The organism is Nonomuraea sp. NPDC001636, from assembly GCF_040298265.1.
GTDB lineage: Bacteria > Actinomycetota > Actinomycetes > Streptosporangiales > Streptosporangiaceae > Nonomuraea.
On the sequence record NZ_JBEOZT010000003.1, the window covers coordinates 269,464 to 292,608 of the forward strand.

25 protein-coding genes and 1 tRNA gene are annotated in these 23,145 nt (G+C 72.7%); 11 read left to right on the plus strand and 15 right to left on the minus strand.

The annotated features are described in order from the left end of the window. Positions 1-21 precede the first annotated feature (21 nt). Entirely contained in the window at positions 22-732 is a 711-nt protein-coding gene (locus ABT158_RS08315; protein ID WP_352352094.1) for a FadR/GntR family transcriptional regulator, read from the plus strand. Positions 733-770: 38 nt separating this feature from the next. Here the strand turns inward: ABT158_RS08315 and ABT158_RS08320 are convergent, their stop codons facing one another. Beyond that, positions 771-1,355: an HD domain-containing protein gene (locus tag ABT158_RS08320; protein WP_352352095.1), complete on the minus strand. Its 585-nt coding sequence runs from the start codon at positions 1,353-1,355 to the stop codon at positions 771-773. Between the two features lie 31 nt (positions 1,356-1,386). Between ABT158_RS08320 and ABT158_RS08325 the strand changes: the two genes are divergently transcribed. Then, entirely contained in the window at positions 1,387-2,235 is an 849-nt protein-coding gene (locus tag ABT158_RS08325; RefSeq protein ID WP_352352096.1) for a DUF4429 domain-containing protein, read from the plus strand. 66 nt (positions 2,236-2,301) lie between these two features. Here the strand turns inward: ABT158_RS08325 and ABT158_RS08330 are convergent, their stop codons facing one another. Beyond that, the gene (locus ABT158_RS08330; RefSeq protein WP_352352097.1) at positions 2,302-2,562 is read right to left on the minus strand and encodes a hypothetical protein; all 261 of its coding nucleotides are present in this window, start codon (positions 2,560-2,562) and stop codon (positions 2,302-2,304) included. Positions 2,563-2,710: 148 nt separating this feature from the next. Here ABT158_RS08330 and ybiA point away from each other — a divergent pair, with 148 nt between their 5' ends. Further along, positions 2,711-3,271, plus strand: coding sequence for a riboflavin biosynthesis intermediates N-glycosidase (ybiA, locus tag ABT158_RS08335; RefSeq protein ID WP_352352098.1), 561 nt, complete (start codon positions 2,711-2,713; stop codon positions 3,269-3,271). On the opposite strand, the gene ABT158_RS08340 is transcribed toward ybiA, so the two are convergent. From ABT158_RS08340 to ABT158_RS08355, 4 genes are all read right to left on the minus strand, one after another. After that, positions 3,272-5,608: a helicase-associated domain-containing protein gene (locus ABT158_RS08340; RefSeq protein WP_352352099.1), complete on the minus strand. Its 2,337-nt coding sequence runs from the start codon at positions 5,606-5,608 to the stop codon at positions 3,272-3,274. Between the two features lie 80 nt (positions 5,609-5,688). Beyond that, positions 5,689-5,765: transfer RNA gene (locus ABT158_RS08345), tRNA-Lys, on the minus strand. 41 nt (positions 5,766-5,806) lie between these two features. Next, positions 5,807-6,730, minus strand: a complete 924-nt coding sequence (locus ABT158_RS08350; protein WP_352352100.1) for a nucleoside hydrolase — start codon at positions 6,728-6,730, stop codon at positions 5,807-5,809. 286 nt (positions 6,731-7,016) lie between these two features. Further along, a complete protein-coding gene (locus tag ABT158_RS08355; RefSeq protein ID WP_352352101.1) occupies positions 7,017-7,409 on the minus strand; it encodes an OsmC family protein in 393 nt (130 codons plus the stop codon). Positions 7,410-7,461: 52 nt separating this feature from the next. On the opposite strand from ABT158_RS08355, the gene ABT158_RS08360 reads away from it, so the two are divergent. Next, the gene (locus ABT158_RS08360) at positions 7,462-8,172 is read left to right on the plus strand and encodes a ferredoxin reductase domain-containing protein (protein WP_352352102.1); all 711 of its coding nucleotides are present in this window, start codon (positions 7,462-7,464) and stop codon (positions 8,170-8,172) included. A 50-nt stretch (positions 8,173-8,222) separates the two neighbouring features. Then, positions 8,223-8,996, plus strand: a complete 774-nt coding sequence (locus tag ABT158_RS08365) for an FAD:protein FMN transferase (RefSeq protein ID WP_352352103.1) — start codon at positions 8,223-8,225, stop codon at positions 8,994-8,996. Positions 8,997-9,003: 7 nt separating this feature from the next. Here the strand turns inward: ABT158_RS08365 and ABT158_RS08370 are convergent, their stop codons facing one another. Next, positions 9,004-9,198, minus strand: a complete 195-nt coding sequence (locus ABT158_RS08370) for a hypothetical protein (RefSeq protein WP_352352104.1) — start codon at positions 9,196-9,198, stop codon at positions 9,004-9,006. Positions 9,199-9,394: 196 nt separating this feature from the next. Between ABT158_RS08370 and ABT158_RS08375 the strand changes: the two genes are divergently transcribed. Continuing rightward, the gene (locus tag ABT158_RS08375; protein ID WP_352319465.1) at positions 9,395-9,775 is read left to right on the plus strand and encodes a phage holin family protein; all 381 of its coding nucleotides are present in this window, start codon (positions 9,395-9,397) and stop codon (positions 9,773-9,775) included. A 10-nt stretch (positions 9,776-9,785) separates the two neighbouring features. After that, on the plus strand, positions 9,786-11,117 hold the full coding sequence (locus ABT158_RS08380; protein ID WP_352352105.1) for an aromatic amino acid ammonia-lyase: 1,332 nt from the start codon (positions 9,786-9,788) through the stop codon (positions 11,115-11,117). On the opposite strand, the gene ABT158_RS08385 is transcribed toward ABT158_RS08380, so the two are convergent. Further along, entirely contained in the window at positions 11,059-12,042 is a 984-nt protein-coding gene (locus tag ABT158_RS08385; RefSeq protein WP_352352106.1) for a LacI family DNA-binding transcriptional regulator, read from the minus strand. The two genes, ABT158_RS08380 and ABT158_RS08385, sit on opposite strands and share 59 nt — an antisense overlap. 241 nt (positions 12,043-12,283) lie before the next feature. On the opposite strand from ABT158_RS08385, the gene ABT158_RS08390 reads away from it, so the two are divergent. Together ABT158_RS08390 and ABT158_RS08395 are read left to right on the plus strand one after the other, a co-directional pair. After that, on the plus strand, positions 12,284-13,144 hold the full coding sequence (locus tag ABT158_RS08390) for an amidohydrolase family protein (RefSeq protein ID WP_352352107.1): 861 nt from the start codon (positions 12,284-12,286) through the stop codon (positions 13,142-13,144). A gap of 276 nt (positions 13,145-13,420) precedes the next feature. Then, positions 13,421-13,957 carry a cysteine dioxygenase gene (locus ABT158_RS08395; protein WP_352323951.1) on the plus strand — a complete coding sequence of 179 codons (537 nt, stop codon included), beginning with the start codon at positions 13,421-13,423 and terminating at the stop codon, positions 13,955-13,957. Here ABT158_RS08395 and ABT158_RS08400 read toward each other — a convergent pair. Both ABT158_RS08400 and ABT158_RS08405 read right to left on the minus strand, forming a co-directional pair. Next, positions 13,929-14,594 (minus strand): hypothetical protein, encoded by a 666-nt coding sequence (locus ABT158_RS08400; RefSeq protein ID WP_352352108.1) that lies wholly within the window; start codon positions 14,592-14,594, stop codon positions 13,929-13,931. The two genes, ABT158_RS08395 and ABT158_RS08400, sit on opposite strands and share 29 nt — an antisense overlap. A gap of 14 nt (positions 14,595-14,608) precedes the next feature. After that, on the minus strand, positions 14,609-15,781 hold the full coding sequence (locus tag ABT158_RS08405) for a CynX/NimT family MFS transporter (protein WP_352352109.1): 1,173 nt from the start codon (positions 15,779-15,781) through the stop codon (positions 14,609-14,611). Positions 15,782-15,850: 69 nt separating this feature from the next. Here ABT158_RS08405 and ABT158_RS08410 point away from each other — a divergent pair, with 69 nt between their 5' ends. Then, the gene (locus tag ABT158_RS08410) at positions 15,851-16,834 is read left to right on the plus strand and encodes a LacI family DNA-binding transcriptional regulator (RefSeq protein ID WP_482943765.1); all 984 of its coding nucleotides are present in this window, start codon (positions 15,851-15,853) and stop codon (positions 16,832-16,834) included. On the opposite strand, the gene ABT158_RS08415 is transcribed toward ABT158_RS08410, so the two are convergent. Then, entirely contained in the window at positions 16,797-18,059 is a 1,263-nt protein-coding gene (locus ABT158_RS08415) for an MFS transporter (protein ID WP_352352110.1), read from the minus strand. The genes ABT158_RS08410 and ABT158_RS08415 overlap by 38 nt on opposite strands. A 59-nt stretch (positions 18,060-18,118) precedes the next feature. On the opposite strand from ABT158_RS08415, the gene ABT158_RS08420 reads away from it, so the two are divergent. Further along, on the plus strand, positions 18,119-19,105 hold the full coding sequence (locus ABT158_RS08420; RefSeq protein ID WP_352352111.1) for an ArsR/SmtB family transcription factor: 987 nt from the start codon (positions 18,119-18,121) through the stop codon (positions 19,103-19,105). Positions 19,106-19,119: 14 nt separating this feature from the next. Here the strand turns inward: ABT158_RS08420 and ABT158_RS08425 are convergent, their stop codons facing one another. The 4 genes from ABT158_RS08425 to ABT158_RS08440 form a co-directional block, all read right to left on the minus strand. After that, the gene (locus ABT158_RS08425; RefSeq protein WP_352352112.1) at positions 19,120-19,983 is read right to left on the minus strand and encodes a carbohydrate ABC transporter permease; all 864 of its coding nucleotides are present in this window, start codon (positions 19,981-19,983) and stop codon (positions 19,120-19,122) included. Further along, positions 19,980-20,861, minus strand: coding sequence for a carbohydrate ABC transporter permease (locus tag ABT158_RS08430; RefSeq protein ID WP_352352113.1), 882 nt, complete (start codon positions 20,859-20,861; stop codon positions 19,980-19,982). The genes ABT158_RS08425 and ABT158_RS08430 overlap by 4 nt, the downstream gene beginning before the upstream one ends. A 54-nt stretch (positions 20,862-20,915) precedes the next feature. Beyond that, positions 20,916-22,208 carry an ABC transporter substrate-binding protein gene (locus ABT158_RS08435; protein ID WP_352352114.1) on the minus strand — a complete coding sequence of 431 codons (1,293 nt, stop codon included), beginning with the start codon at positions 22,206-22,208 and terminating at the stop codon, positions 20,916-20,918. 123 nt (positions 22,209-22,331) lie between these two features. Next, positions 22,332-23,105, minus strand: coding sequence for an AMP-binding protein (locus ABT158_RS08440; protein ID WP_352352115.1), 774 nt, complete (start codon positions 23,103-23,105; stop codon positions 22,332-22,334). Between the last annotated feature and the right edge of the window lie 40 nt (positions 23,106-23,145).

Consider the following 23,145-nt stretch of genomic DNA (forward strand, 5'->3'; position numbering starts at 1 on the left):
CCTACGACGAAAGGAAGCTTCATGGCCGCAGTCCCGCGTCCGGCACGTCCCAGCCGGGCCGTCGAGGCCCAGGAGGGCGTCAAAGACCTGATCGTCAGGCGCGGGCTGGTCGCGGGCGACCCGCTGCCCACGGAGTCGGAGCTCATGGAGGAGCTCCAGGTCAGCCGCAACTCCGTCCGGGAGGCGCTGAAGGCTCTGCAGGCCGTCGGCATCGTGGACATCCGCCATGGCTTCGGCATGTTCGTGGGCCGGATGTCGCTGTCCGGCCTGGTGGACGAGCTGGCCTTCCACAGCCGCATCACCCTGCAGAACGGCCGCAACCACCTGGCGCACCTCATCGAGATCCGCGAGATCCTGGAGAGCGGGCTCGTTCAGCGGCTCATCGACCTCGGCCCGGAGGCCGACCTCGCCCCGGTGGCCGACGTCATGGCCCGCATGGACCACGAGTCGCAGGTCGGCGAGGTCTCCCCCGAGACCGATCGGCTCTTCCACGACCTGCTCTACCGGCCGCTCGGCAACCCGCTGGTCAGCCAGCTCCTCGGCGCGTTCTGGGACGTCTACCACCAGCTCCGCGACCACCTCGGCGCCCCCGACGAGCCGCCCGGCGACGTGGCCAGGCGGCACCGCGACATCTACGCCGCGGTGCTGGCCGGTGACCGGGCCGCCGCGGTGTCGGCCGTGTACGCGCACTTCGACGGCGTGCGCAACCGGCTGGCCCGGCTGGGGAGTTAGTCCGGGTAGCGGGCCACGCGCCTGGCCCGGCTGGGCGGTCAGTCCGGGTAGCGGGCCACGCGCCTGGCCCACGGCCGCCGCCACTCCTCGTACCACTCGGCGAACCAGGGGTGGGGCGCGGCCAGCGGCACGATGTGGGCGACGGTCTCGTGGTAGTAGCGCTTCTGGAACCGCCAGTGGAGGCGCTGCAACTCCTGCACGTTGCTCACCCGGTCGGCCAGCTTCACCAGCACCGCCTGCGCCGGGGCCTTGGCCAGCGCGGCCAGGTGGTCGGCCTTCGCGCGCCCGGCGGGCCTGGTCACCCAGCGGACGAGCCCGGTCACCTCCGCGCCGAACCGCCGGGCCAGCTCCCGCTCGGTGCACGCGGTGTCCTCCAGCACGTCGTGCAGCACGATCGCGGTCAGCACGTCGGGGTCGCGCACCTGCGCCCCGGCCACCGCCACCTCCAGCGCCTCCAGCAGATGCTCCACGTACGGCCGCCCGGTGGAACGCTGCTGCACGCCGTGCTGCGTCCGGGCGAAGCGCACCGCCTCGCGCAACCCCGTGACGGTCTGCGACGGGAGCGCCTCTGCCAGGGGGCCGGCGGCCTGGCCCCACGACATCCAGCTCGTGAAGATCTTCATCGGGCTCCTCTCGACGTCCTAGGCTGAGAATATGACCGAGATCGCCGTTCCCGACGGCTCGTGGACGTTCAACGGAGAGATGCTGCGCGTCGTCCCTGGCGGCGACAAGGACGTCCACGAGCTCCGCAAGGTGCTCGGCGAGGTCGCCGTGCCGCTGGAGGCCATCGCGACGTGCGCGTTCGAGCCCGGCCGCAAGGGGGGTCAGCTCCGTCTGCGCCTGCGCTACGGCGCCGACCCCCTGTCCGACCTTGTCGCCGGATCGCTGGCCGCCCCCGCCGACCCGTACCGGCTGGCGGTGCCCAAGGAGCGCGCCGGCGCGGCCCAGTACTTCGCCGACGAGGTCCGCGACACCCTGGAGATCAACCAGACGCCCAGCGGCCCCTGCGAGCACTACCTGCTCCCCGGCCCCGCCATCCCCGTCTCGGCCACGGCGGGCGACGGCACCGCGATCTTCGACGGCGAGCGCGTCCGCCTGGAATGGACAGGTTTCGCCAGCACGGAGAAGGAACGGGCGGGCTCGCAGGAGTTCCCGCTGGCCGAGCTGGTGGGCGTGGAGTGGAAACCGCAGTCCGGCCTCGGCTACGGCACCCTCCGCTTCCGGCTCAAGGGCGACGGGCCCGGCGCGTCCCCGCAGAAGGACCCCCACTGCGTCTCCTGGGGCATCCAGCGCTTCGGCGGTGCGACCGCGCTGGTCGGGGCCGCGGTGCTGGCCCGGCTGCCGCGCGAGCAGCCCGAGGAGCTGGAGCCGGCGGCCGCCGCCGGCGACGCCCACGACGCGGTGCTGCGCCGCCTGGCCGAGCTGGGCGAGCTGCACCGGTCCGGGGTACTGACCGACGAGGAGTTCGCGGCGGCCAAACAGGCCATGATCCGCCGGCTTTGACCGGCGACCGGCCGTGACGGCTGACGGCCCGGAGGACGTGCCTCCGGGCCGCGGCCGGTCAGGCGGTCATCGGGTCAGCACCATCAGCGTGAAGAAGCCGGTGTACTGGCAGAAGTACGACAGGTAGGTGCCGTTCGCCTTGAGCTCCTTGCCCTTGGCGATGCACTTGGCCTCACTGCTGTAGTCGCCGTACTTGATCCAGGTGGAGGCGGCGACCGAGGCGGCCGAGGTGGTGGCGGAGGCGGCGGGCGCGGTCATCGCGGTGCACGTCGCGGCCAGGGCGACGGCCGCGACGGAGGTTGCGGCGGCGCGGGTGAGCTTGGACATGGACATCCCTTCGGGGGTCAGGGGTCATGGCGGAAAAACTAGATCATTTCCCGCCATCATGATCATAATCATCCGCGCGACGGCCCGCCGGAATTCGGCGGGCTTAATCGGCTTGGCCGGCGTCCGTCCCCTGTGGGACGGTTGAGCGGTGTCCGACCAGCTTCCCCGTACCGTTGACGAGGCCGTCGAGGCGGAGCGGAACGGCCGCCGGCCGCGCTACCTCTACTTCTGGGGCCACCGCCCGGCCCGCGACGGCGGCCCCGGCCGCGGCTGCCTGTCGCAGTGGTGGCCGGTCACCTTCACCGAGGGCGGCCACACCTTCGCCTCGGCCGAGCACTACATGATGGCCCACAAAGCGTGGCTGTTCGGCGACCACGACAGCGCCGCCCGCATTCTCCTGGCCGCGACCCCGGGCGAGGCCAAGAAGCTCGGCCGCACCGTGCGCGGCTTCGACGAGGCCGTGTGGGACGCCCACCGGCTCGACATCGTCACCCGGGCCTCGCTCGCCAAGTTCGGGGCGCACCCGGACCTGCGGGAGTTCCTGGTCGGCACCCGCGCGCACGTGCTGGTCGAGGCCAGCCCGCTGGACCTGGTCTGGGGCATCGGCCTGGCCGCCGACGACGAGCGCGCCGCGTCCGCGGCGACCTGGCGCGGGCTGAACCTGCTCGGTTTCGCCCTGATGGCGGCCCGCGACGAGCTGGACGCCTGATCAGGTCAGCACTTTTGTGATCTTCGCCAGGTCCAGCAGCCGGAACTCGGCGGGCTCGTGGCACCACACGTCCAGATCCGCGCCGCGCACCTCAGGGCCGCTGACGGTGAGCTCCTCGCCGTCGTGGACGATCCGGGCCGTGCCGTAGTACTGGAGCTCCATCGCCACCCGTTCGCGAGCCTTGGGCGACAGGGCGGTGGCGTACCGGGCGAAGAGGTCGCGCAGGCCGTGGCGGCCCGGCAGCGGCTCGCCGGCGGCGGCGAGCAGCCAGGCGGCGGCGCGTTCCGGGCTGAGGACCGCCTGCTCGCGGCCGGCCGGACGGGCCGGGGCCCGCCGGGGCGCGCGGCCGGTCACGGTGAGCGTCCCGTCGGCCTCGCGGGCGACCGGCGCGTACCCGGCCTCCCTGAGCAGGGCCAGGGTCTGCGCCGGGTCGAGCGCGCCGGCCAGGACGGTGGGCGCCAGCAGGCGCGGACGCAGCTTGGCCAGCCGGCGGTGCGCGGCCAGCTCGGCCAGCAGGGCCTCGTCGCCCACCACGCAGCAGCCCACCGGGACCACCTCGATCTCCCCGTGCCGCCGGGCGACGTCGTGGATCAGGTACGTCAGAGGCTGCGGCAGCGGGCCGGCGGCCACCTCCTCCAGGGCCGAGACGAGTTCGGCGGCGGTGTGACCGGCGTCCAGGGCGCGGCGCACCGAGGACGCGCCGAACCGCCACGAACCGCCGGGCTCGCGGTCGGCGGCCCGGTCGAGGACCTCCGTCAGGGCGGCGGCGGGCGGCCCGGTGACCACGGCGGTCAGGTCGGTCCCGAACAACGCCTGCCGCCGGGCGCCGGCCAGCAACCCGGCGGCGGCCTCGCCCACCCGCGGCCCGGACGGCGTCCGGAGGGCCAGGCCGGGCGGGCTGAGCGCGTCCGCGCCGAGCAGGCCCAGCAGCCTCGACTCGGCCAGCACGGCGAGCACGACCTCGCGGCAGCTCGCCCGCTGCAACAGCGGAAGGTGCCAGCTCGCGGCCGCCGCCACCTCCTCCGCGTCCGGCACGGCCGCCGCCTCCCCCGACGCCGTCGCGCCAGGGAGCAGCCCGAACACCACCTCCCGGATGACGCTGGACGGTGTCCCGGTCCCGGCGGGGGCCAGCGGGGTGCGGGGTTTGCCGTCGTACCGGCGGGTCGGGCTGATCGGCAGCCGCCACCACGCCTCGGCCAGCGCGGCGTAGCGGTCGGCCGGCGACAGGCGCAACCACGCGTCGTAAGCCCTGGTCGGCGAGACCCCGGCGGGCCGGGTCTCGGTCGCGCGCCGGGTGCGCACCTGCGTGACCGGATTGGCGGCCAGCAGGCCGGCGGCGTGCACGAGGTCGAGCAGCAGGCGCACCTCGTCCTCGGCGCAGCCCAGCCTGCCGGCCAGGCGGCGCACCTCCTTGACGCCGACGCCGCCGCCCTTCAGCTCGGGCAACGGCTGCGCCGCCGCGTCCTGCAGCAGGGCCGCGGCCCGGTCCAGGAGGCGGAGGGCGGCCACGGACGCCTCGTGCGCGACCAGGTCGGCGGCGACCGGCCGGGTACGGACCGCCGGCTGCTCGACCGGCAGGTCGATCCGGTGGTCAGGCCCGCGCAGCGCGAGCGCGACCTCCATGGGCATGACGTAGGTGCGCTCCCAGTCGACGCTCCAGACGAGACCGTGGTCGCGGGCCCACCGCGCCGGGGTCGCCGGCCGCCGCGGCTGGTTCCGGCCGCGCGGCGGGAACTCGTCGAGCACCCGCGCGGGCCCGCGTTCGAGGAAGTCGTCGAGCAGCTCGCGGGTGCCCGCCGGGGCACGGGCGACCAGCCGGGCCAGCCTGCCGGGATCGCGGAGGGCCGTGGTGATCGACTCGATCAGCGCCGCTTTGCGCGGCGTGCCCGTGCCGCCCAGCCGCCGGTGCACGTCGATCAGCTCGGCCACGGTGACGTGCGCGAGCAGCCCGGACAGGTCGGGGCCCAGCCCCAGGGGCGTCGGCAGCACCGCGGGCAACCCGGCGGCCAGGTGCAGCGCCCCGCCCGCGCCCCGCCGTACGAGCGCGACGCGTTCGAGCCGGTCGATCAGCCCGGGCAGGTCGGCGCCGGCGGCCACCAGGTCGGACAGCGGCCGGCCGCTGCGGGCCGCCACCAGGATCGCCTCCACCAGCAGCAGGCAGGGCAGCGGTGTCCGGGACAGCGCCAGGTGCACGGACTCCGGCGCGTCGAGCCGCTCGGCCAGCTCGGCCGGCCGCCGCGGCGGCACGGGCCGCAACACGTCGGGCCGCGCCGCCAGGAGCTCGGTCAGCCGCTCGTGCCCCAGCCCCGCCAGCCATTCCGGAAACGTCTCGTCCACCGACCGATTGTCGCAAGCCGCGGGGCGCGAAGGGGCCAGGAAAGCAGCGAAACCGCCTGGTGAACCAGGCGGTTTCGGTGTGGTGCGCCGCCAGGGACTCGAACCCCGGACCCGCTGATTAAGAGTCAGCTGCTCTAACCAACTGAGCTAGCGGCGCAACAGGGTTAACTGTATCAGCCGCCGGACGGTGCCCGCACATCAGCCGAGCCGCTCCCCCAGCCGCCCGTACGCCCCCAGGACCAGGTCCCAGAACCCCTTCACGTCCACGGACGTCGCCACCAGCGCGTTCGCCGGCCGTCCGCGCAGGTCGAAGTCGGTGACGGTCATCCCCCGCGTGTACGTCCCGGCGGTCTCCACGTTCACGACGGCCGGCACGCAGGTGAACAGCGACGGGTCCAGCACGTACGCCACGGCGCAGGCGTCGTGGATGGCCGGGCCACCCTCGGCCGTCACCACGCCGTAGAACTGCGCGGCGGGCACCAGCAGCTCCGACAGCCGGCCGAGCGGCCGCATGCGGTCGAGCACGTCGGCGGTGACCAGGGCGGACAGGGTCACGTCGAGGCCGAGCTGGCGGACCTGCCAGCCGGCCTCGAAGACGATCGCCGCGGCCTCGGGGTCGGCCAGCATGTTGAACTCGGCCGCCGGATTGTGGTTCCCCCGGGTGTACGAGCCGCCCATGATCACCAGCTCCCTGGCCCACTCCACGACGCGCGGCTCACGGCGTACGGCGAGGGCGATGTTGGTCAGCGGGCCCACCGCGACCAGCGTGATCTCGCCCGGGGCGGCACGCAGGGCGTCCACGATGAAGTCCACCGCGTGCCCTTCCGACAGGGGACGCACGGGGGCGGGCAGGACGACGTCGCCGAGACCGGTGTCGCCGTGCACGTGCCCGGCGCGGACCGTGCGGTGCAGCAGGGCGCCCGCGCTGCCGGGCGTGACCGGCACGTCGCCGAGGTCGAGGAACTCCCGGAGCGCCAGCGCGTTCGCGGTGGTCAGCTCCAGGTCGACGTTGCCGCCCACGGTGGTGACGCCCACGACGTCGAGGTCGGGGGAGCCGGCGGCGAGGGCCAGGGCGAGGGCGTCGTCGATGCCGGGGTCGCAGTCGATGAGAACTTTCTTCACACCACAGGACAATACGCATGGCCGATGGCAGGTGAGGCAGCGCCTGTTCCGGCTGCGGGCATGGATCGGGGCCGGGCAGTTCCCCCAAATCTGCCCGGCCCCGATCGGTGGCGGTCCAGGCCGACGTCTTCCCCCAAAAACGTCGGCGGTCCCGCACTCGCGGACCGCGGTCCCCCTCCGCGTCCGCATCGGTGAAGGTCTGTTGTGGCCTCTCGACCTGCTACAACGCTACCGAGACGAATGCAACGGTCGCGTCATAACGGGGTCGAATAAGCGTTTAATCCGACTAGGGAAGCTCCAATCGAACCTCTGTACCGTCCTGCAACGATCTGCTCACCGTGCAGTACTTGTCGTGCACCCGCCCGGCCACCGCCTTGAAGACCTCGTCGGCCGCCTCCGAGGGCAGCTCCACGTCGTAGGTGACCGTCACCGGCCCGAGCTTGTTCGGCTCGACCTTCTCCGACTCCACCGTCATGGCCAGGCGCACCAGCCGGTGCCCGCGCTTGGCCGTGAGCGGCTCGACGGTCACGATGTTGCAGCCGCCCACCGCCGCGAGCAGCAGCTCGACCGGGGTGAACACGCCCTCGTCGTCGCCGCCGCCGATCTTCACCTCGGCGCCGCGGGCGTTCGTGGCCCGGAAACCGCCGTCTTCTGTCCGCTCAACACGCACGTTAGCCATGTTTCAGACCTTACTCAGAAAGCTCTCATGTTCCTTCAGCATCGTCGTAGACATGGCTAGTGAGGTGAATGCGAGTCACGGTCCCATCCTCTTCTGGTGCGGGGTCGCGGTCGCCGAGTTCGGCGCCATCCAGCCGGGGTTCGGCTACCCCTGGCGGCCCACCGCCTACGCCGCCGCGGCGTTGCTCGTCGCGCTCGGCTTCGCCACCGTCAAGGCCGCCGACCTGCTCCGCACCGAGCAGGCCCGGCAGCGGCTGCGGCTCGGCGGCTACCTGGCCGGCGCGCTGCTGGTGGCCCACGAGCTGAGCTCCACCGCGTACGTGACGGAGCTCAGCCGGGTCGGCTCGCTGCTGCTGTACGCGATGGCGGCGGTCATGGCGGTCCGCAGCCACACGGTCGTCCCGCGGACCAGGGGCCGGGTGCTGATCGCGTCCGGCATGGACCCGGAGACCCTGCGCGCCCGGCTGGCCCGCGCGAGCACCACGACGGACACCGTGGCCGTCTACCGGGCCGAGCGCGCCACCAGCGAGCTGCGCGACCTGGAGAGCAGGTACGGTCTCATCCTCGTCACCGGCGCCGAGCACGACCCGCGGGCCAAGGAGCGCATCAGCGCCTCCGGACTCAGCCGCGAGATCCCCGACATCGCCGAGCGCGAGGTGGTCGTGGAGGGCCCGCGCCCGTTCACCCGGTACGTCGGCGGCGCGTTGTCACGCCTCGCGATCCCGAGGTCACAGGTCCATTTCAAACCAGGGCAAAAGGTTTAGCCCCACGTTACGGCCGACGTGAGAGCGTGGGCAGCGGACAAGGAGGCCAGGTGACGATTTTCCCCGGAAGCGCCCGTGTCGACACGGTCATGGGCATGCCCGTCAGCGTCGACATCCGCACGGCTCTGCCGGCCCGAGAGCTCACCCCCCTGCTCGACGACGCCTTCTCCTGGTTGCGCTGGGTGGCCGACACCTTCAGCCCGGCCAAGGAGGACAGCCAGATCTGGCGCCTGAACCACGGCCTGACCATCAGGCAGATCCCCGAGCTCGTCGAGGTCCTGCACCGCTGCGAGGAGCTGGGCGAGGCGACCGGCGGCTGGTTCGAGCACCGGATCAACGGCGTGATCGACCCGTCCGGCTACATCAAGGGCTGGGCCCTGGAACGCCTGTCGCGAGCCCTGTGCAACGCGGGCGCCGGCGACCACCGCATCAACGCGGGCGGCGACATCAGGGTGCGCGGCTCGGCCGCCCCGGGCAAGCCGTGGCGCGTCGGCATCCGCGACCCGCGCACCGACGTCGTCAGGAAGGCGCTGTTCGCCCACGACCTCGGCATCGCCACCTCGGGCGGCGCGGCCGTGGTGGACCCGCGCACCGGGGAACGGCAGCAGACGCTCGGCTCGGTCACCGTGATCGGCCCCGACCTCGGCGTGGCCGACGCCTACGCCACCGCCATGTACGCCATGGGCCCCACCCTGGCCAGGCGGTTCGCGACCGACCTGGCCGAGGCCGGCGCGTACGACACCATGATCGTGCTCCGGGACGGCCAGGAGGTCAGCACGCCGGGCATCTCGGGCATCGCCGCCGGGGCGCGCCTGGCCGGCTGAGCGCGGCTCAGGCGTCGGGGTGATCGCGCAGATACTCCAGGTAGATCGGCCGCAACGCCTCGCCCAGCTCACCCTCGCCCGCCGCGAGCGCATCGCTGAGCAGCGCGGACACCCGGCTGAGGTCGTTGGCGGTCTCACTCTCGTGACCGCTCGCGGCCTCGGCGGCCGGGATCACCTTCAGCAGGTTCCACAGGAAGCCCAAATCCCCATGGCGTACGGCGTACCGAACCGCTCGGTCGTGCAACTCCGCCGCGGGCAACGAATCAAGACCATTAGCGTCCATCCCGCTCCCTTTCCCGACATGAGTCACAGGTAACCGCCGCCACCGTGCGTGATCGACCGCCTTCGTCCGGTCGATGTATCGCGCCGGCGATCGCGAAGTGGGAGGATCAACCAGCGTGAGATTCATCATCAGAACCGTGGCCGCGGCCGCCGCCCTCTGGGTCGCCATCCAGCTCCTCGACGGCATCAAGATCACCGCCCCGGAGAACTCGGCCAAGTACTGGGGCGTCCTGCTCCTCGTGGCCCTGATCTTCGGTGTCGTCAACGCCATCGTGAAGCCGATCGTCAAGGCGCTGGGCTGCGCGGTCATCGTGCTGACCCTCGGGTTGTTCCTCCTCGTCATCAACGCGGCCATGCTGCTGCTGACGAGCTGGATCGCCGGCCAGTTCGACATCCCCTTCCACGTCGACAACTTCTACCCGGCCGCCTTCTGGGGCGCGATCATCATCAGCGTGGTCAGCTGGCTGCTCGGCCTGTTCATCCCCGACAACGACTGATCCCCTCCCCATGCAGCTCAACGGCGCCGGCCTGACCTGCGCCCAGGTGCACGAAGCCGCCCACGGCCGGGCCCGGGTCACGATCGGTCCCCTCGATCGGGCCCGGGCCTCGTGGGCCACCGCCCAGGGGCTGACCGGCCCCGTCTACGGCCGCAGCACGGGCGTGGGCGCCAACCGGGACGTCCGGCTCGACTCCCCCGGCCTCGACCTGCTGCGCAGCCACGCCTGCGGAGCGGGTCCCCTGGTGGCCGACGAGCGCGCGCGGGCCATGCTCGTCGTGCGGCTCAACCAGCTCATCGCGGGCGGCTCGGGCATCGACCCGGCCGTGCTGCCCGTCCTGGCCGAGGCGGTCGCGGGCGGGTTCACGCCGCCGGTCCGCACGTACGGCGCGATCGGCACCGGCGACCTGACCGCGCTCGCCACCACGGCCCTGTGCCTGCTGGGCGAGGTGCCCTGGCGGCGGGCCGGCGAGGAGACGGCCGGGCCGCGCTTCGCGCTCGCCTCCGGCGACGCGCTGCCCTTCATCAGCTCGGGCGCGGCCACGCTGGCCGACGCCGCGCTGGCCTGCCACCGGCTGGGCGCGCTGCTGGAGGCGGCCGTCGACGTGGCCGCCCTGTCCTTCACCGCGGTCGACGCCTCCGCCGAGCCGCTGGCCGCCGCCGTCCAGGAGGCCCGGCCGCATCCGGGCCAGTCGCGCGTGGCCGGACGCCTGCGCGGCCTGCTCACCCACGAGCTGGCCACCCGCGTCCAGGACCCGTACGGCTACCGCGCCTTCGCGCAGGTGCACGGCGCGGCCGTGGACGCGTTGGAGCGTGCCACCGCCACCGTCGAGACCGACCTGAACGCCGCCACCGAGAACCCGCTCATCACCGGCACCCTGGCCTGGCACAACGGCAACTTCCACTCGGCCCCGGTGGCCCTGGCCCTCGACGCGCTGCGCGCCGCGCTGGCCCAGACCGCCCAGCTCAGCACCGCCCGCCTGGCCACCCTCATGAACCCCGCCTACACCGGGCAGCTGCCCTTCCTGGCCGACCGGCCGGGCGCCTCCGGCCTGATGATCCTGGAGTACGTGGCCCAGGACGCCCTGGCCGAGCTGCGCCACCTCGCGGCCCCCGTGACGACCGGCACCGCGGTGATCTCGCTGGGCACCGAGGACCACGCCGGTTTCGCCACCCAGGCCGCCCGCCACGCGCTGCGCTGCCTCGAACCGCTGGAGATCGTGCTGGCCTGCGAGCGCGCCGCCGCCGTGCGGGCCCGCAAGGGGGCACGGCCCGACGGGCAGCTCACCGACGAGCTGGACGAGGCGCGGGCGGCGCTTGCGCGACCGAGCCGCGCTCCCTGAGCGTCGGCTCCTGGACCACCCGGCGGCGGCGGGTGCCGCCGTCGGCCGCGGCCGCGATGAGCCGCACCGCGGCCCTGACGATGCCGTCGATGTCCCAGTCGACGGTGGTCAGGCCGGGGGTGAGCAGCCCCGACATGGGATGGTCGTCGTAGCCCATGACCGACACGTCGCCCGGGATGGACAGGCCCAGCTCCTTGGCCGCGGCGTAGACGCCGTAGGCGATGGAGTCGGCGAAGCAGAAGACCGCGCCCGGCCTGGACGTGGAGAGGATCTCGTGGGCCGCCGAGGTGGCCGCCGCCAGGTCGTGGGGGGCCGTGACGACCTCGATGTCGAGCCCCAGCCGGTCGGCCTCGGCCAGGACGTGCACGTCGGCCGGACGGTCGGGGGTGCTGGCCTGGGTGGGCGTGAGCACCGCCACCCGGCGGTGACCGAGGCCGGCCAGGTGTTCCAGGGCCAGCGTGACGCCCCGGCGGTTGTCGAAGACGACCTCGCCCGCCGTGCCCGCCAGTGAGTCGCCGATCGCGACGACGGGCAGCGACTCGCACAGCTCGGCCCAGAACGGCGCGGCCGGGTCGACCGGCTGCACGATCATGCCGTCGACGCGCTGGTCGCGGAGCTGCTGGGCGAGCACGCGCTCGCGGTCGGGGTCGCCGACCGCGTCGAGGATCAGGGCATAGCGGTCTTTCTCCCGCAGGCCCCTGCTGATGCCGACCGCCAGCGACTGCTGCCACAGGTCTTCGAGCGAGCCGCAGAGCAGGCCGATCATGCCCGTGCGGCCGCTGGCCAGGGCCCTGGCGATGGGGTCGGCCTCGTAGCCGAGCTCGGCCGCGGCGGCGCGCACGCGCTCCATGGTCTCCTCCGAGACCTGCATGCCGCGCAGCGCATAGGAGACGGCCGCCGGAGACAGACCGGTCGCGCGGGCCACTTCCCGAATCGTCGCTCTCTTCCGCGGCATCCCGCCAGCCTATTGCCTGCCACCGACAGAAGCCGGATTCCCGCACGGGCTCGCGGGCTTCTTCGCGAACCGCCCCAGACTTGCCAACCGTTGACAAATAGGGCAGTGAAGCGTTTCACTGAACCGTATCAGTGAAACGGTTCACCTGCTTGATTTCGCAGTACAGTTCGTTTACCTGTAATCTCAGTAGGAAATAGAGGGAGGTGTGATCGTGAGCATCGACGTGCACCAGCACCTGTGGACGGGTTCGTTCGTCGCCGCGCTGCGCGCTCGCACCGTCCCGCCCCGGCTTGACGGCTGGACGCTGCTGCTCGACGGCGAGCCGCCGTACGAGGTGAACCCGGCCGACCACGAGCACCGGGACACGACCGGGCTCGACCTGGCGCTGGTGTCGATGTCGAGCCCGCTGGGCGTGGAGTTCCTGCCGCCGGAGGAGGCGTGGCCGCTGATCGACGCCTACCACGAGGGCGCGCTCGGGCTGGGCGAGCCGTTCGGGGTGTGGGCGGCGACCTGTCACAGCGAGCCCGATCCGGAGCGGCTGGCCAAGGACCTCGACCGGGGGCTGGCCGGGCTGCAGATCCCGGCCACCGCCGTCCCCGACGACCGGCTGCTCGACGTGCTCACCGAGCGGGACCTGCCGCTGTTCGTGCATCCGGGGCCGGCCGCCGTGCCGCCGCCGCCGGGGACGCCGCCGTGGTGGCCTGCGCTGGTGCCGTACGTGCAGCAGATGCACGCGGCCTGGCACCACTTCCACGCCGTGGTCCGGCCCCGGCATCCTCGGCTGCGGGTGTGCTTCGCGCTGCTGGCGGGGCTGGCGCCGCTGCACTCCGAACGGCTCATCGCCCGTGGCGGCACCGGGCGCGGCCTGGTCGATCCCGGTTTCTACGTGGAGACGTCCTCGTACGGGCCGCGTGCCATCGACGCGATCGTCCGCGAGCTGGGCGTGGACGTCGTCGTCAACGGCTCCGACGCGCCGTACGCCACGGCCCCCGACCCCGGCCTCGGCACCGCCGCCCACCACGCCATCCACTCCACCAACCCCCGCCGCCTCCTGGGCCTCCCCGCCCCATGACCCCGCGAGGGAGCGCCGGCGTCTGGAGGAGCGGCGGGAGCGCAGCGACCAGAGCGGAGGAAGACGCCGGCATATGGCGACCGAGCCCGCCTCACGCAGTGAGGCCATTAGACGCGCGAGGGAGCGCCGGCGTCTGGAGGAGCGGCGGGAGCGCAGCGACCAGAGCGGGGGAAGACGTCGGCATATGGCGACCGAGCCGCCTCACGCAGTGAGGCATTCAGATAGAGCGCCCGCCTCACGGAGTGAGGCCATGAGATACAGAAAGGAGACTCGTACGTGAGTGACATCCAGATCCAGGGCGGGGGCGTGTGTGCCGGGCTGCCGGAGCGGACGCTTGACCGGCGTGAGCTGCGCGACCTGGTCGACGAGCTGGCCGCCAACCCGCAGGAGTGGCGTGACATGGTCGACTTCCCGGCCGACGGCGGACGGCACTACGCCTCCCTGTACCGGGACGCCTATGTGGACGTCTGGGTGCTGTGCTGGCGTCCTGAGGACGACACGGGCTGGCACGACCACGACATCTCCTCGGGCGCGGTGCACGTCGTGCAGGGGGCGTTGCAGGAGTGCAACCCGCGCATCGGCGGCGAGCACCTGGAGACCGTGGTGCCGGCCGGGCAGTCGTTCTCGTTCGGGCCGGACCACATCCACCGGCTCGGCGGCGCGGAGGGCGAGAGCGTCTCGATCCACGCGTACTCGCCGCCGTTGTGGCGGCTCGGCCAGTACTCGATCGACGACAGCGGCGTCATGCGCCGGGTGTCGGTGAGCTACGCCGACGAGCTGCGTCCTATGGACGAGCCGGTGGCTGTGGCCTGAGCACGCAGCAGCTCCCGCACGCCTCGACGTCGGGCAGGGTGATCCAAAGGCAGCACGTCCTGCGGAAGTAGCCGTCGTCGGCGGGCTCGACCAGCCCGTCGACCGGGCTGCCGAGCTCGGCGAGCAGGGCCATGTAGTCGCCCTTGACGATGCAGGTCAGCGGGTGGGCGAACGCCTCGGCGGTCGAGCCCCACAAGGTGCGCTCGCCGACCTTGGCGAGCGCGCTGATGGCCTTGACCAGCGGCTGCTGCGCCTCGGCCAGCGACTCGCGGATGGGTTCGACGCCGGTGCCCCAGCTCACGCGGCTGGCGGCGATCGTCACGCCGGCGTCGGAGACCTTGAAGTAGGTGTCGGCCAGCCGCATGACGGGGATGCGGCCGTCGAGGGCCCAGCCGAGCGCCATGGGCAGGGTGTGCCAGTAGCCGTAGGTCTTCCAGAACAGCGCCGCGCCGACGTGCCGGGGCGCGTTCCAGCGTGCCGCCGTCTGCGCGACCAGGCTCTCCAGCAGCGTGTACGGCTCCCGCACCAGGTCGGCGGCGGCCGTCCAGCTCTCGTCGGGGTCGATGACGAGCTCCGGCTCGACCCCGATGACACCGCCCCGGCCGTCGGCCAGACGCTGGAGAGCCTCGGTCAGCACGCTGCGGATCCCTTCTACAGGTTAGCCTTACCTAAGGTAGCAGGGCGTCCGGCGAACCATCCAGCCACCAGCTGGGCTCCGAGGACCCCCAGGCCGACCGTGAGCGGCACGGTCCAGCCGCCCGAGACCTCCCTCAGGTAGCCGAACAGCAGCGGGCCCAGGGCGGCCACGACGTACCCCACCGACTGGGCCACGGCCGACAGCGCGGTCACGCCGGCCGGATCGGCCGGGCGCAGGGCGATGATCAGCAGCGCCAGCGCGAACGAGGCCCCCTGGCCGATGCCGAGCACGATCATCCACAACCACGGCACGGTGGCCGGGGCCAGCAGCACGCCGAGGTAGCCGAGCACGGTCAGCACGCCGGCGCCCACCACGTACGGCACCTGCGAGGCCCGGCGGCCGGCCAGCACCGGCACCGCGAGCGAGGTCGCGACCTGGACCAGGTTCGTCAGGCTGAGCAGGTAGCCGGCCTGGTCGGCGGGCAGGCCGGCGTCGAGGAAGATGGTCGGCAGCCAGGCCAGCATGACGTAGAAGGTGAGCGACTGCAGGCCCATGAGCGCGGTCACGTACCAGGTGACGCGGCTGCGCAGGACGGCGCCGAACGGTCTCGGGCCGCCCTGCTCGGCGGGCCCGCCCCGGACCGCCTGCGGCAGCCAGAGCAGTGCGGCGAGCACGGCGGGCACGGCGAGCAGCGCCGAGACGCCGCGCCAGTCGAAGCCGGTGGCCCGCTCCAGCGGGATCACCAGGGCCGAGGCCCCGGCCGCGCCGGCCACCACGGCCGCGACGTAGACGCCGGTGAGCAGGTTGACGCGGTCGGGGAAGTGCTGCTTGACGATGCCGGGCATGGAGACGTTCATGACGGCGATGGCGGTCGCGGCCAGCGCCGAGCCCAGGTAGAGCATGGGAACGCCGTCGAGCCCGCGCAGGCACTCGCCCGCCGCGACCACGAGCAGCCCGGCCAGCAGCGTCCTGTCCAGGCCGATGCGCCGCGCGAGCAGCGGGGCCACCGGGCCGAACACGCCCAGGCAGACCACCATGACGGTGGTGATCGCGCCGCCGCCCGACGGCGACAGCCCCAGGTCTTTCATGATCTCGTCGAGGAGCGGTGACAGGCCCGCGATGGCGGGCCTCAGGTTGAGCGCGGCCAGCACGAACCCGGCCACCAGCAAGGCGTGTCGCAACGGCATAGGGCACCTACTCTGGCACAGGCGTCTGACAACGTTGTCCGCCCGGGTGGAGTAGGACATGATCCATGCGTGAGACCGACGATGAAGGACGTCGCGTCGGCGGCGGGCGTGGCGCTCAAGACCGTCTCGCGCGTGGTCAACGGCGAGCCCGGCGTCCATCCGGCCACCGCCGAGCGGGTGCGGGCGGCCATCGACCGGCTGGGCTACAGCCGCAACGAGAGCGCCCGGGTCCTGCGCACGGGCATGACCGCCACCATCGGGCTGGTCATCGAGGACGTCGCCGACCCCTTCTACGCCGGTCTCAGCCGGGCCGTCGAGGACGTCGTCATCGACCACGGCTGCCTGCTGCTCAGCGGGTCCTCGGGCGAGGAGCCGGGCCGGGAGCGCGAGCTGGTCGAGACGTTCTGCGCGCGCAGGGTGGACGGGCTGATCGTCGTCCCGGCCGGCGACGACCACGCCTACCTGCGGGGCGAGCTGGAGGCCGGCACGCCCGTGGTGTTCGCCGACCGGCCGCCCGAGCCGGGGATCGACGTGGACACCGTGCTCGCCGACAACGCGGGCGGGGCCGAGCAGGCCGTCCGGCACCTGCTCACGCACGGGCACCACAGGATCGCCTTCCTGGGCGACGATCCGGCGATCTACACCGCGGCGCGGCGGCTGGCGGGTTACCGGCGGGCGCTCGGCGGGCTGTTCGACCCGCGGCTGGTGGCGATGCGCCCGCCGTCGCTCGACGACGTACGGGCCGACCTGCGGCGCATGCTCGCTCTGGACGCGCCGCCGACCGCGCTGTTCACCGGGAACGGGCGGCTCACGGTGACCGCGTTGCGGGCCCTGGAGGGGCGGCGGCTGGCGCTGGTGGGGTTCGACGACTTCGAGCTGGCCGACCTGCTGCGGCCGGGGGTGAGCGTGGTGGCGCAGGATCCGGCGTGGATGGGCCGGGTGGCGGCCGAGCTGCTGTTCCGCCGCCTGCGCGGTGACGGCGGGCCGCCGGAGCACGTCGAGCTGCCCGTGCGTCTCATCCCGCGGGGCTCCGGCGAGCTTCCGGCGACGTGACCGCGCCGGCGGAACCAGCGGCGCCGGAGGAACCGTCGGAAAGCCTGGAGGGGCGCAGAGGACCGATCAGGGCCAGGGCGACCAGGACGCCCGCCGCGCCCGCCGCGACGATCGCGCCCCCCGGCCCGATCGTCTCGCCCAGCACGCCGACCAGTGCCGCCCCGGCCGCCTGCCCCGTCATCAGCCCCGCCGACTGCAGCCCGAACGCCTGCCCGCGCCCCTCCTCGGGCACCGCGTCCACGAACCGCCGCTGCAACCCGAGCTGGTACGACAGCCCCGCCGCAGCGCACGCGGCCAGCACCGCGGCCCACCCCATGCCCGGCCCGAACGCGAACCCCAGCCACGGCACCCCGAGCAGCACGGAGAGCGGCGCCGACAGCCGCTCCCGCAGCGGCGGCGCGGCGAACCTGCCCACGGTGAACTCCCCCACCGCCATCCCGGCCGCCGCCGCGGCGAGCACCACGCCCGCCCGTCCCTCACCGCCCAGGTACGGCACGACCATCGCCTCCGCCCCGGCCAGGCACATCGTCGGCAGCCATCCGGCCAGCAGCAGCCCGCGCACCCGCCGGTCGGCCAGCAGCGACCGGTTCACCCGCAACGTCTGCCGCACGGCCCCCGTCCCGCCGCCGCGCGCGGCGGCGCGGGCGGGACGGTCGGGCAGGCCGAACCGCAGGACCACCGCGCCGAGTGCCGACAGCGCGGCGGTGGCGGCCAGCGCGCCGGGCGCCCCGGCGAAGGCCAGGAACGCGCCGCCGGCCGCGAGCCCGCCGACCTGGGAGGCCGCCGAGGTGACCCCGAGCACCGACCGGCCGAGCACGAACGCGTCCCCCGGCAGGACGTCCGGCAGCGCCGCCGACCTGGCCGCGCCGAACACCGGCGAGAACAGCCCGCTGACCAGCACCAGCGCCAGCATCCCCCACACCGGCAGCCCGGCGTGGGCGAGCAGCAGGCACACCGCCGCCCGGACCAGCTCGCCGGTCACCATCAGCGCCCGGGGCCGCAGCCGGTCGGCCAGCGACAGCAGGAACATCCCGCCCACGATGTACGGCAGCCACCCCGCCATGTACGCCGCCGCCGACAACCCCGGGGAGCCCGTCCGCGCGTACACCAGCACGGACAGGGCCAGCATCTTGATCGAGTCCCCGGTGACCAGCAGCGCGAAGCTGCCGAACAGCACCCGGAACTCCTTGACCGCGAACACGTCGCCGTACGTCGCCGCTCTCACGTCCCCGATGCTGCTGAACCGGCGTCCGGCCCGGCCATGGTTTCGGATATAACCGAAAGATGGCGTTGAAAATCCAGGTGACCCCGCAGGACCTGGTGGCCAGCAGGTTCGCGATCTCGCCGCTGATCGAGACCATGCACGCCCACTGGACGCTCGACGGCAGGAACGGGCCGGGCGTGCACCGCCGGTGGGTGGAGCGCTGGCGCGGCCCGTACCTCGACCTGGTGCGACGGCATCCGGCGCTGCGCGCGCTGGCGGCGATCAGCGGCAACAAGGGCTACGCGAACGTCGACTTCATCGCCCCGCCGCCGGCCGGGATGAGCGTGCCGTTCGAGACCGAGCTGGCCTCCATGCGCCGGACCCCGGTCGCCCAGGCGCACGAGGAGATCGCCCGGGTTCTGGCGGCGCTGCCGCCGGTGCCGGAGCCGATCCGGGACCTGCTGTTCTCGCCGCGGGTGGTGGAGGTGCTGGCCGACGCGTACGAGGCGCTGTGGCGGGAGATCATCTCGGTCGGCTGGCCGCGACTCCACACGATCCTCGAACGCGACGTGATCCAGCGGGCCGGACGCCTGGCCGCCTACGGCTGGGCCGCCGCGCTGGACGACCTGAGCGACCAGGTGCGCTGGCGTCCGGACGGGCACATCGAGGTGCGCCTGCACACCCGCCTCGGCTCGCACGTGCTGGGCGGCGGGGGCCTGCTGTTCGTGCCGACCGCCTTCTCCGGCTCGGTCGGCGTGTACCTGGAGGCGGCCTGGCCCAACGCGCTGGTCTACCCGGCGCGCGGCACCGGCGCCGCGGTCGGCGTGCCGGACGGCGACCTGGCGCCGCTGATCGGCCGCACCAGGGCGCGCCTGCTCACCGAGCTGGCCGTGCCCGCGACGACCACCCACCTGGCCGCCCTGCTCGGCCAGAGCCTCGGCGCGACCGGCGGGCACCTGGCCGTCCTGCGCAGGACGGGCCTGGTCGTCGGCACCCGCACCGGCCGTTCCGTCCTGTACGCCAGGACGCCGCTGGGGGACGCGCTGGCCGCCCGGTCACCGGCGTAGCGAGCCGTCCCGCGTCAGCCCTTCAGCGCGCCCGCCATCAGGCCGCGCATGAAGAACCGGCCGAGCAGCACGTAGATCAGCATGGTCGGGATCGAGGCCAGAACGGCCGCGGCCATCTGCTGGCTGTAGGGGGTGGCCTGGGCCCCGGCGATGTTGTTGAGCATGACGGTGGTCGGCCAGCTCTGCGGCCCGGTGATGAAGACGGCGAACAGGAAGTCGTTCCACAGGGAGGTGAACTGCCAGATGATCACCACCGCGATCGCGGGCCACGACACCGGCAGCACGACCGACCAGTACGCGCGCAGCATGCCCGCGCCGTCCACCCGCGAGGCCTCGATCAGCTCGTCGGGGATCGTGACGTAGTAGTTGCGGAAGATCAGCGTGCAGATGGGGATGCCGTACACGACGTGCGCGAGCACCAGGCCCGGGATGCCGCCGTAGAAGACGCCCTGCAGCCCGGTCTGCTCGTTCAGCCAGACCATGAGCTTGACCAGCGGGATCATCACGCCCTGGTAGGGGATGAACATGCCGAACAGGAACAGCGTGAACAGCACGTCCGCGCCGGGGAAGCGCCATTTGGACAGCACGTAGCCGTTCATCGACCCGAACGCGCACGACAGCAGCGAGCCGGGGACGGCCAGCAGCACGCTGTTCCACAGGCCGGGGGCCAGCTTCTCCCAGGCCACCCGCCACGCCTCGGTGGTCCACGTCCTGGGCAGGTTCCACGCCTGGCCGGGGTCGGCCTCGGTGAGCGGCTTGAAGCTGGTGGCCAGCAGCACGTAGATCGGGACGAGGACGACGACCACCAGGGCGAGCAGCAGGCAGAACCGCACGACCCGGCCGAACCCGGTCCTGCGCCGGGCCGCGACGGCCGTCATGGCCTGCGCTCCTTGCGCACCGACCAGATCAGGTACGGGATCACGAAGACCGCCACGCTGAGCACGATGTACGAGGCGATCGTGGCCCCCTTCGCCGGGTCGTGCGAGTCGTAGACCGCCACCCACATGAACACCGCGGGCACGTCGGTGATGATCTGCTTGCCGGACACCGCCACGATGAGGTCGAAGACCTTGAGCGAGATGTGTCCCAGGATGATCAGCGCCGACAGGGTGACCGGCCTGAGCATGGGCAGCACCACGTGCCGGTAGACGCCCCACTCGCCGGCGCCGTCCACCCGCGCGGCCTCGCGCAGCTCCTCGGGGACGCCGCGGAAGCCCGCCAGGAACAACGCCATGACATATCCGGACATCTGCCAGATCGCTGGGAGCGCCATCGCGGCCATCCCCCAGTCCGGATCCCTGAACCACTGCCACTGCGGCAGCCCGATCGCGTCGAACAGCCGGTTCAGGCCGACCGCCCGCTCACCCGTCCCCGAGTTCATCAGCCACCGCCACACGATGCCGGTCGCGACGAACGACACGGCCATCGGGAACAGGTAGATCGCCCGGAACGTGCCCTCCCCCCAGATCCCCTTCTCCATGAGGAACGCCAGGAACCAGCCCAGCACCAGCGCCCCCGCCACGAACACGATCGTGAACACGATCGCGTGGTCGACCGACAGACGCCAGCGCGCCTGGTCCCAGATGTCGACGAAGTTCTTCAGCCCCACGAACGTGCCCTCGGACACCTCATCGTGCTGGTCCGTCATGGCCAGGCGGAAGTTCCAGCCCAGCATGCCGTACACGAACACGCCGATCGCCACGATCGACGGCGCGACGAGGAGGAGTCCGGGCAGCCAGGTGCGTGCCCGCCTCACAACCGTTTCCCTTCGCGCGGGTACGGCGGGAGCGTCCCGCCGTACCCGCATGCGTCACTGAGCGTTGGCCTTGGCCGCGTCGGCCAGGCCCTGCTGCAGGCCCTTGACGTCCTTGCTGCCGATGAACAGCCCGACCGCCTCGTTGATCGAGGCCAGCCACGGCTGGCTCACCGAGACGCCGTGCTGGATGGAACCGGCCAGCTTGTCGCTCGACCAGTCCTTCAGCGCGTCGGCCAGGTAGTCGGTGTAGAGCGACTGGTCGGCGTCCTTGCGGGCGGGGATGGAGCCCTTCTTGGGGTTGAAGGCGTCCTGGCCCTCCTTGCTCGCCGCGACCTTCAGCCAGGCGACCGCCCCGTCCCGGTTCTTGGCGCCCTTGGGCAGCGTGAAGCTGTCCGACAGCCACATGTAGGTGCCCGCGGTGCCGGGCGCGGGCGCCCAGTCGAAGTCCGTCTTGGACGTCTTGCCGAGGCCGCCCTCCGGCGGGTTGTGGAAGTAGCCGTAGGCCCAGTCGCCCATGATGTTGAACGCCGCCTGGCCGTCGGCCACCTGCTTGGCGGCGGGCTGCCAGTCGTCCTGCGGGTCGCCCGCGTACGACATGATCTTGGCGTAGTTCTCCAGCGCCTTCGTCATCTGCGGGCCGCTCCAGTCGGCGCCCGGCTTGAACAGCGCGTTGTAGGCGTCGGTGCCGAGCGAGCCGAGCAGCACGTTCTCCAGCAGGTGGGTGGCGGTCCACTCCGAGCCGACGGAGATCGGGATCTTGCCCTTGGCCTTGACCTTCTCCAGGTCGGCGATGAACTCCTCGATCGTCTTGGGCGCGGCCGCGATGCCGGCGTCCTTGAGCACCTTGGGGTTGAACCACAGGACGTTGGACCGGTGGATGTTGACCGGCACCGAGTAGATCTTGCCCTCGACGCTGATCTGCTCGACGAGCTGGGCGGGGAAGACGTCCTTGAGCTTCAGCTCGTCGTACAGGAACGTCAGGTCCTCCAGGTTGCCCGCCTTGATGTAGCCCTGCAACTCGGCGCCGGCGTGCCCCTGGAACGTGTCGGGCGGCGTGCCGGCCTGCAACTTCGACTGCAACAACGCCTTGGCCTTGTCGCCGGAGCCGCCCGCCACGGCGGCGTCGAAGAACGTGTAGTTCGGGTTCTTGTCCTCGAATATCTTCTTCATCGCCGCGAGGCCGTCGGCCTCACCGGGGCCCGTCCACCAGGAGAAGACCTCCACCTGCTGCTTGCCGCCGCTCGACGAACCCGGCTCAGCAGCCTTGCCGCCGCTGCCTCCGCCGCAGCCCGCCAGGCCCAGAACGCCCGCCATCGTGATCGAGACGGCCGCTAACCACCGTCGCATCGCACACCATTCCCTTCGCGATCCCCCGAAGTTGGTGACCTTTGACAACGTTGTCAACAACGGCTATCAACCCACTTCGCGCGCGCCGACGTCAAGGGCGGAGCAGGTAACAGGTCCGCATACTCAGTGCACGCGCTCCAGCGTGCCGGCCGGCCCGGTGAGCACGGTGACACCCGCGTCGTAGCCGGATCCGGGCAGGTCACCGTGGCCCGCGGCCACGACGAGCGCGCCCTTGGACACGGCCAGGCCGACCAGGGCCGGCAGGTCGGCGCCGGCGCCGGGCGGCCACGTGCACAGCACGACGTCGGACTCCGTCAGGCCGACGGGCACGTCGAGCTCGGCCATCCTGGCCAGCAGGCCGGCATGGGTGAGCCGGGCGCCGCCGGGCAGCGCCAGCGCGTCCTGGCGCTTGGCGTCGAGGGCGGGCAGCGCGGTGGGCTCCAGCACGAGCAGGCCGCGGAAGTCGATCGTGTCGAGCGCCGGGCCGAGCGAGACCACCTGGCGCACGCGGGAGCCGTCGGCCGCCGCGATCGCCGTCTCCGCCAGGTCGGGGGTGGTGATCAGCATGCGGGCGTCGCACTCGCGCAGCAGCGCCGCCACCTCCTCGGCGCCGAGCCCTGGACCGATCGGCGCGGCCACCCCGCCCGCCGCCAGCACGGTGTGCAGGGCCACGGTCTGGGTGCCGGTCGTGGAGACGTGCACCCCTACCACCTGGTCGCGGCGCGCTCCCCTGCGCACCAGCCCGGACGCCGCCCTGGTCACCTCGGTCACCAGGGTGCGGTAGCCGTAGACGTGGCCGCCGCGCAGATCGATGAGCGCCGGCCGCTCGCCCCGCTCGTAGGCCCGGCGGAACACCTCGTGGATCACGGTGCCGGAGGACGAGGCGGACGGCGTCATGCCCGTCAACGTACGGTCGCCCGCGCGCCGGCCGCATCCA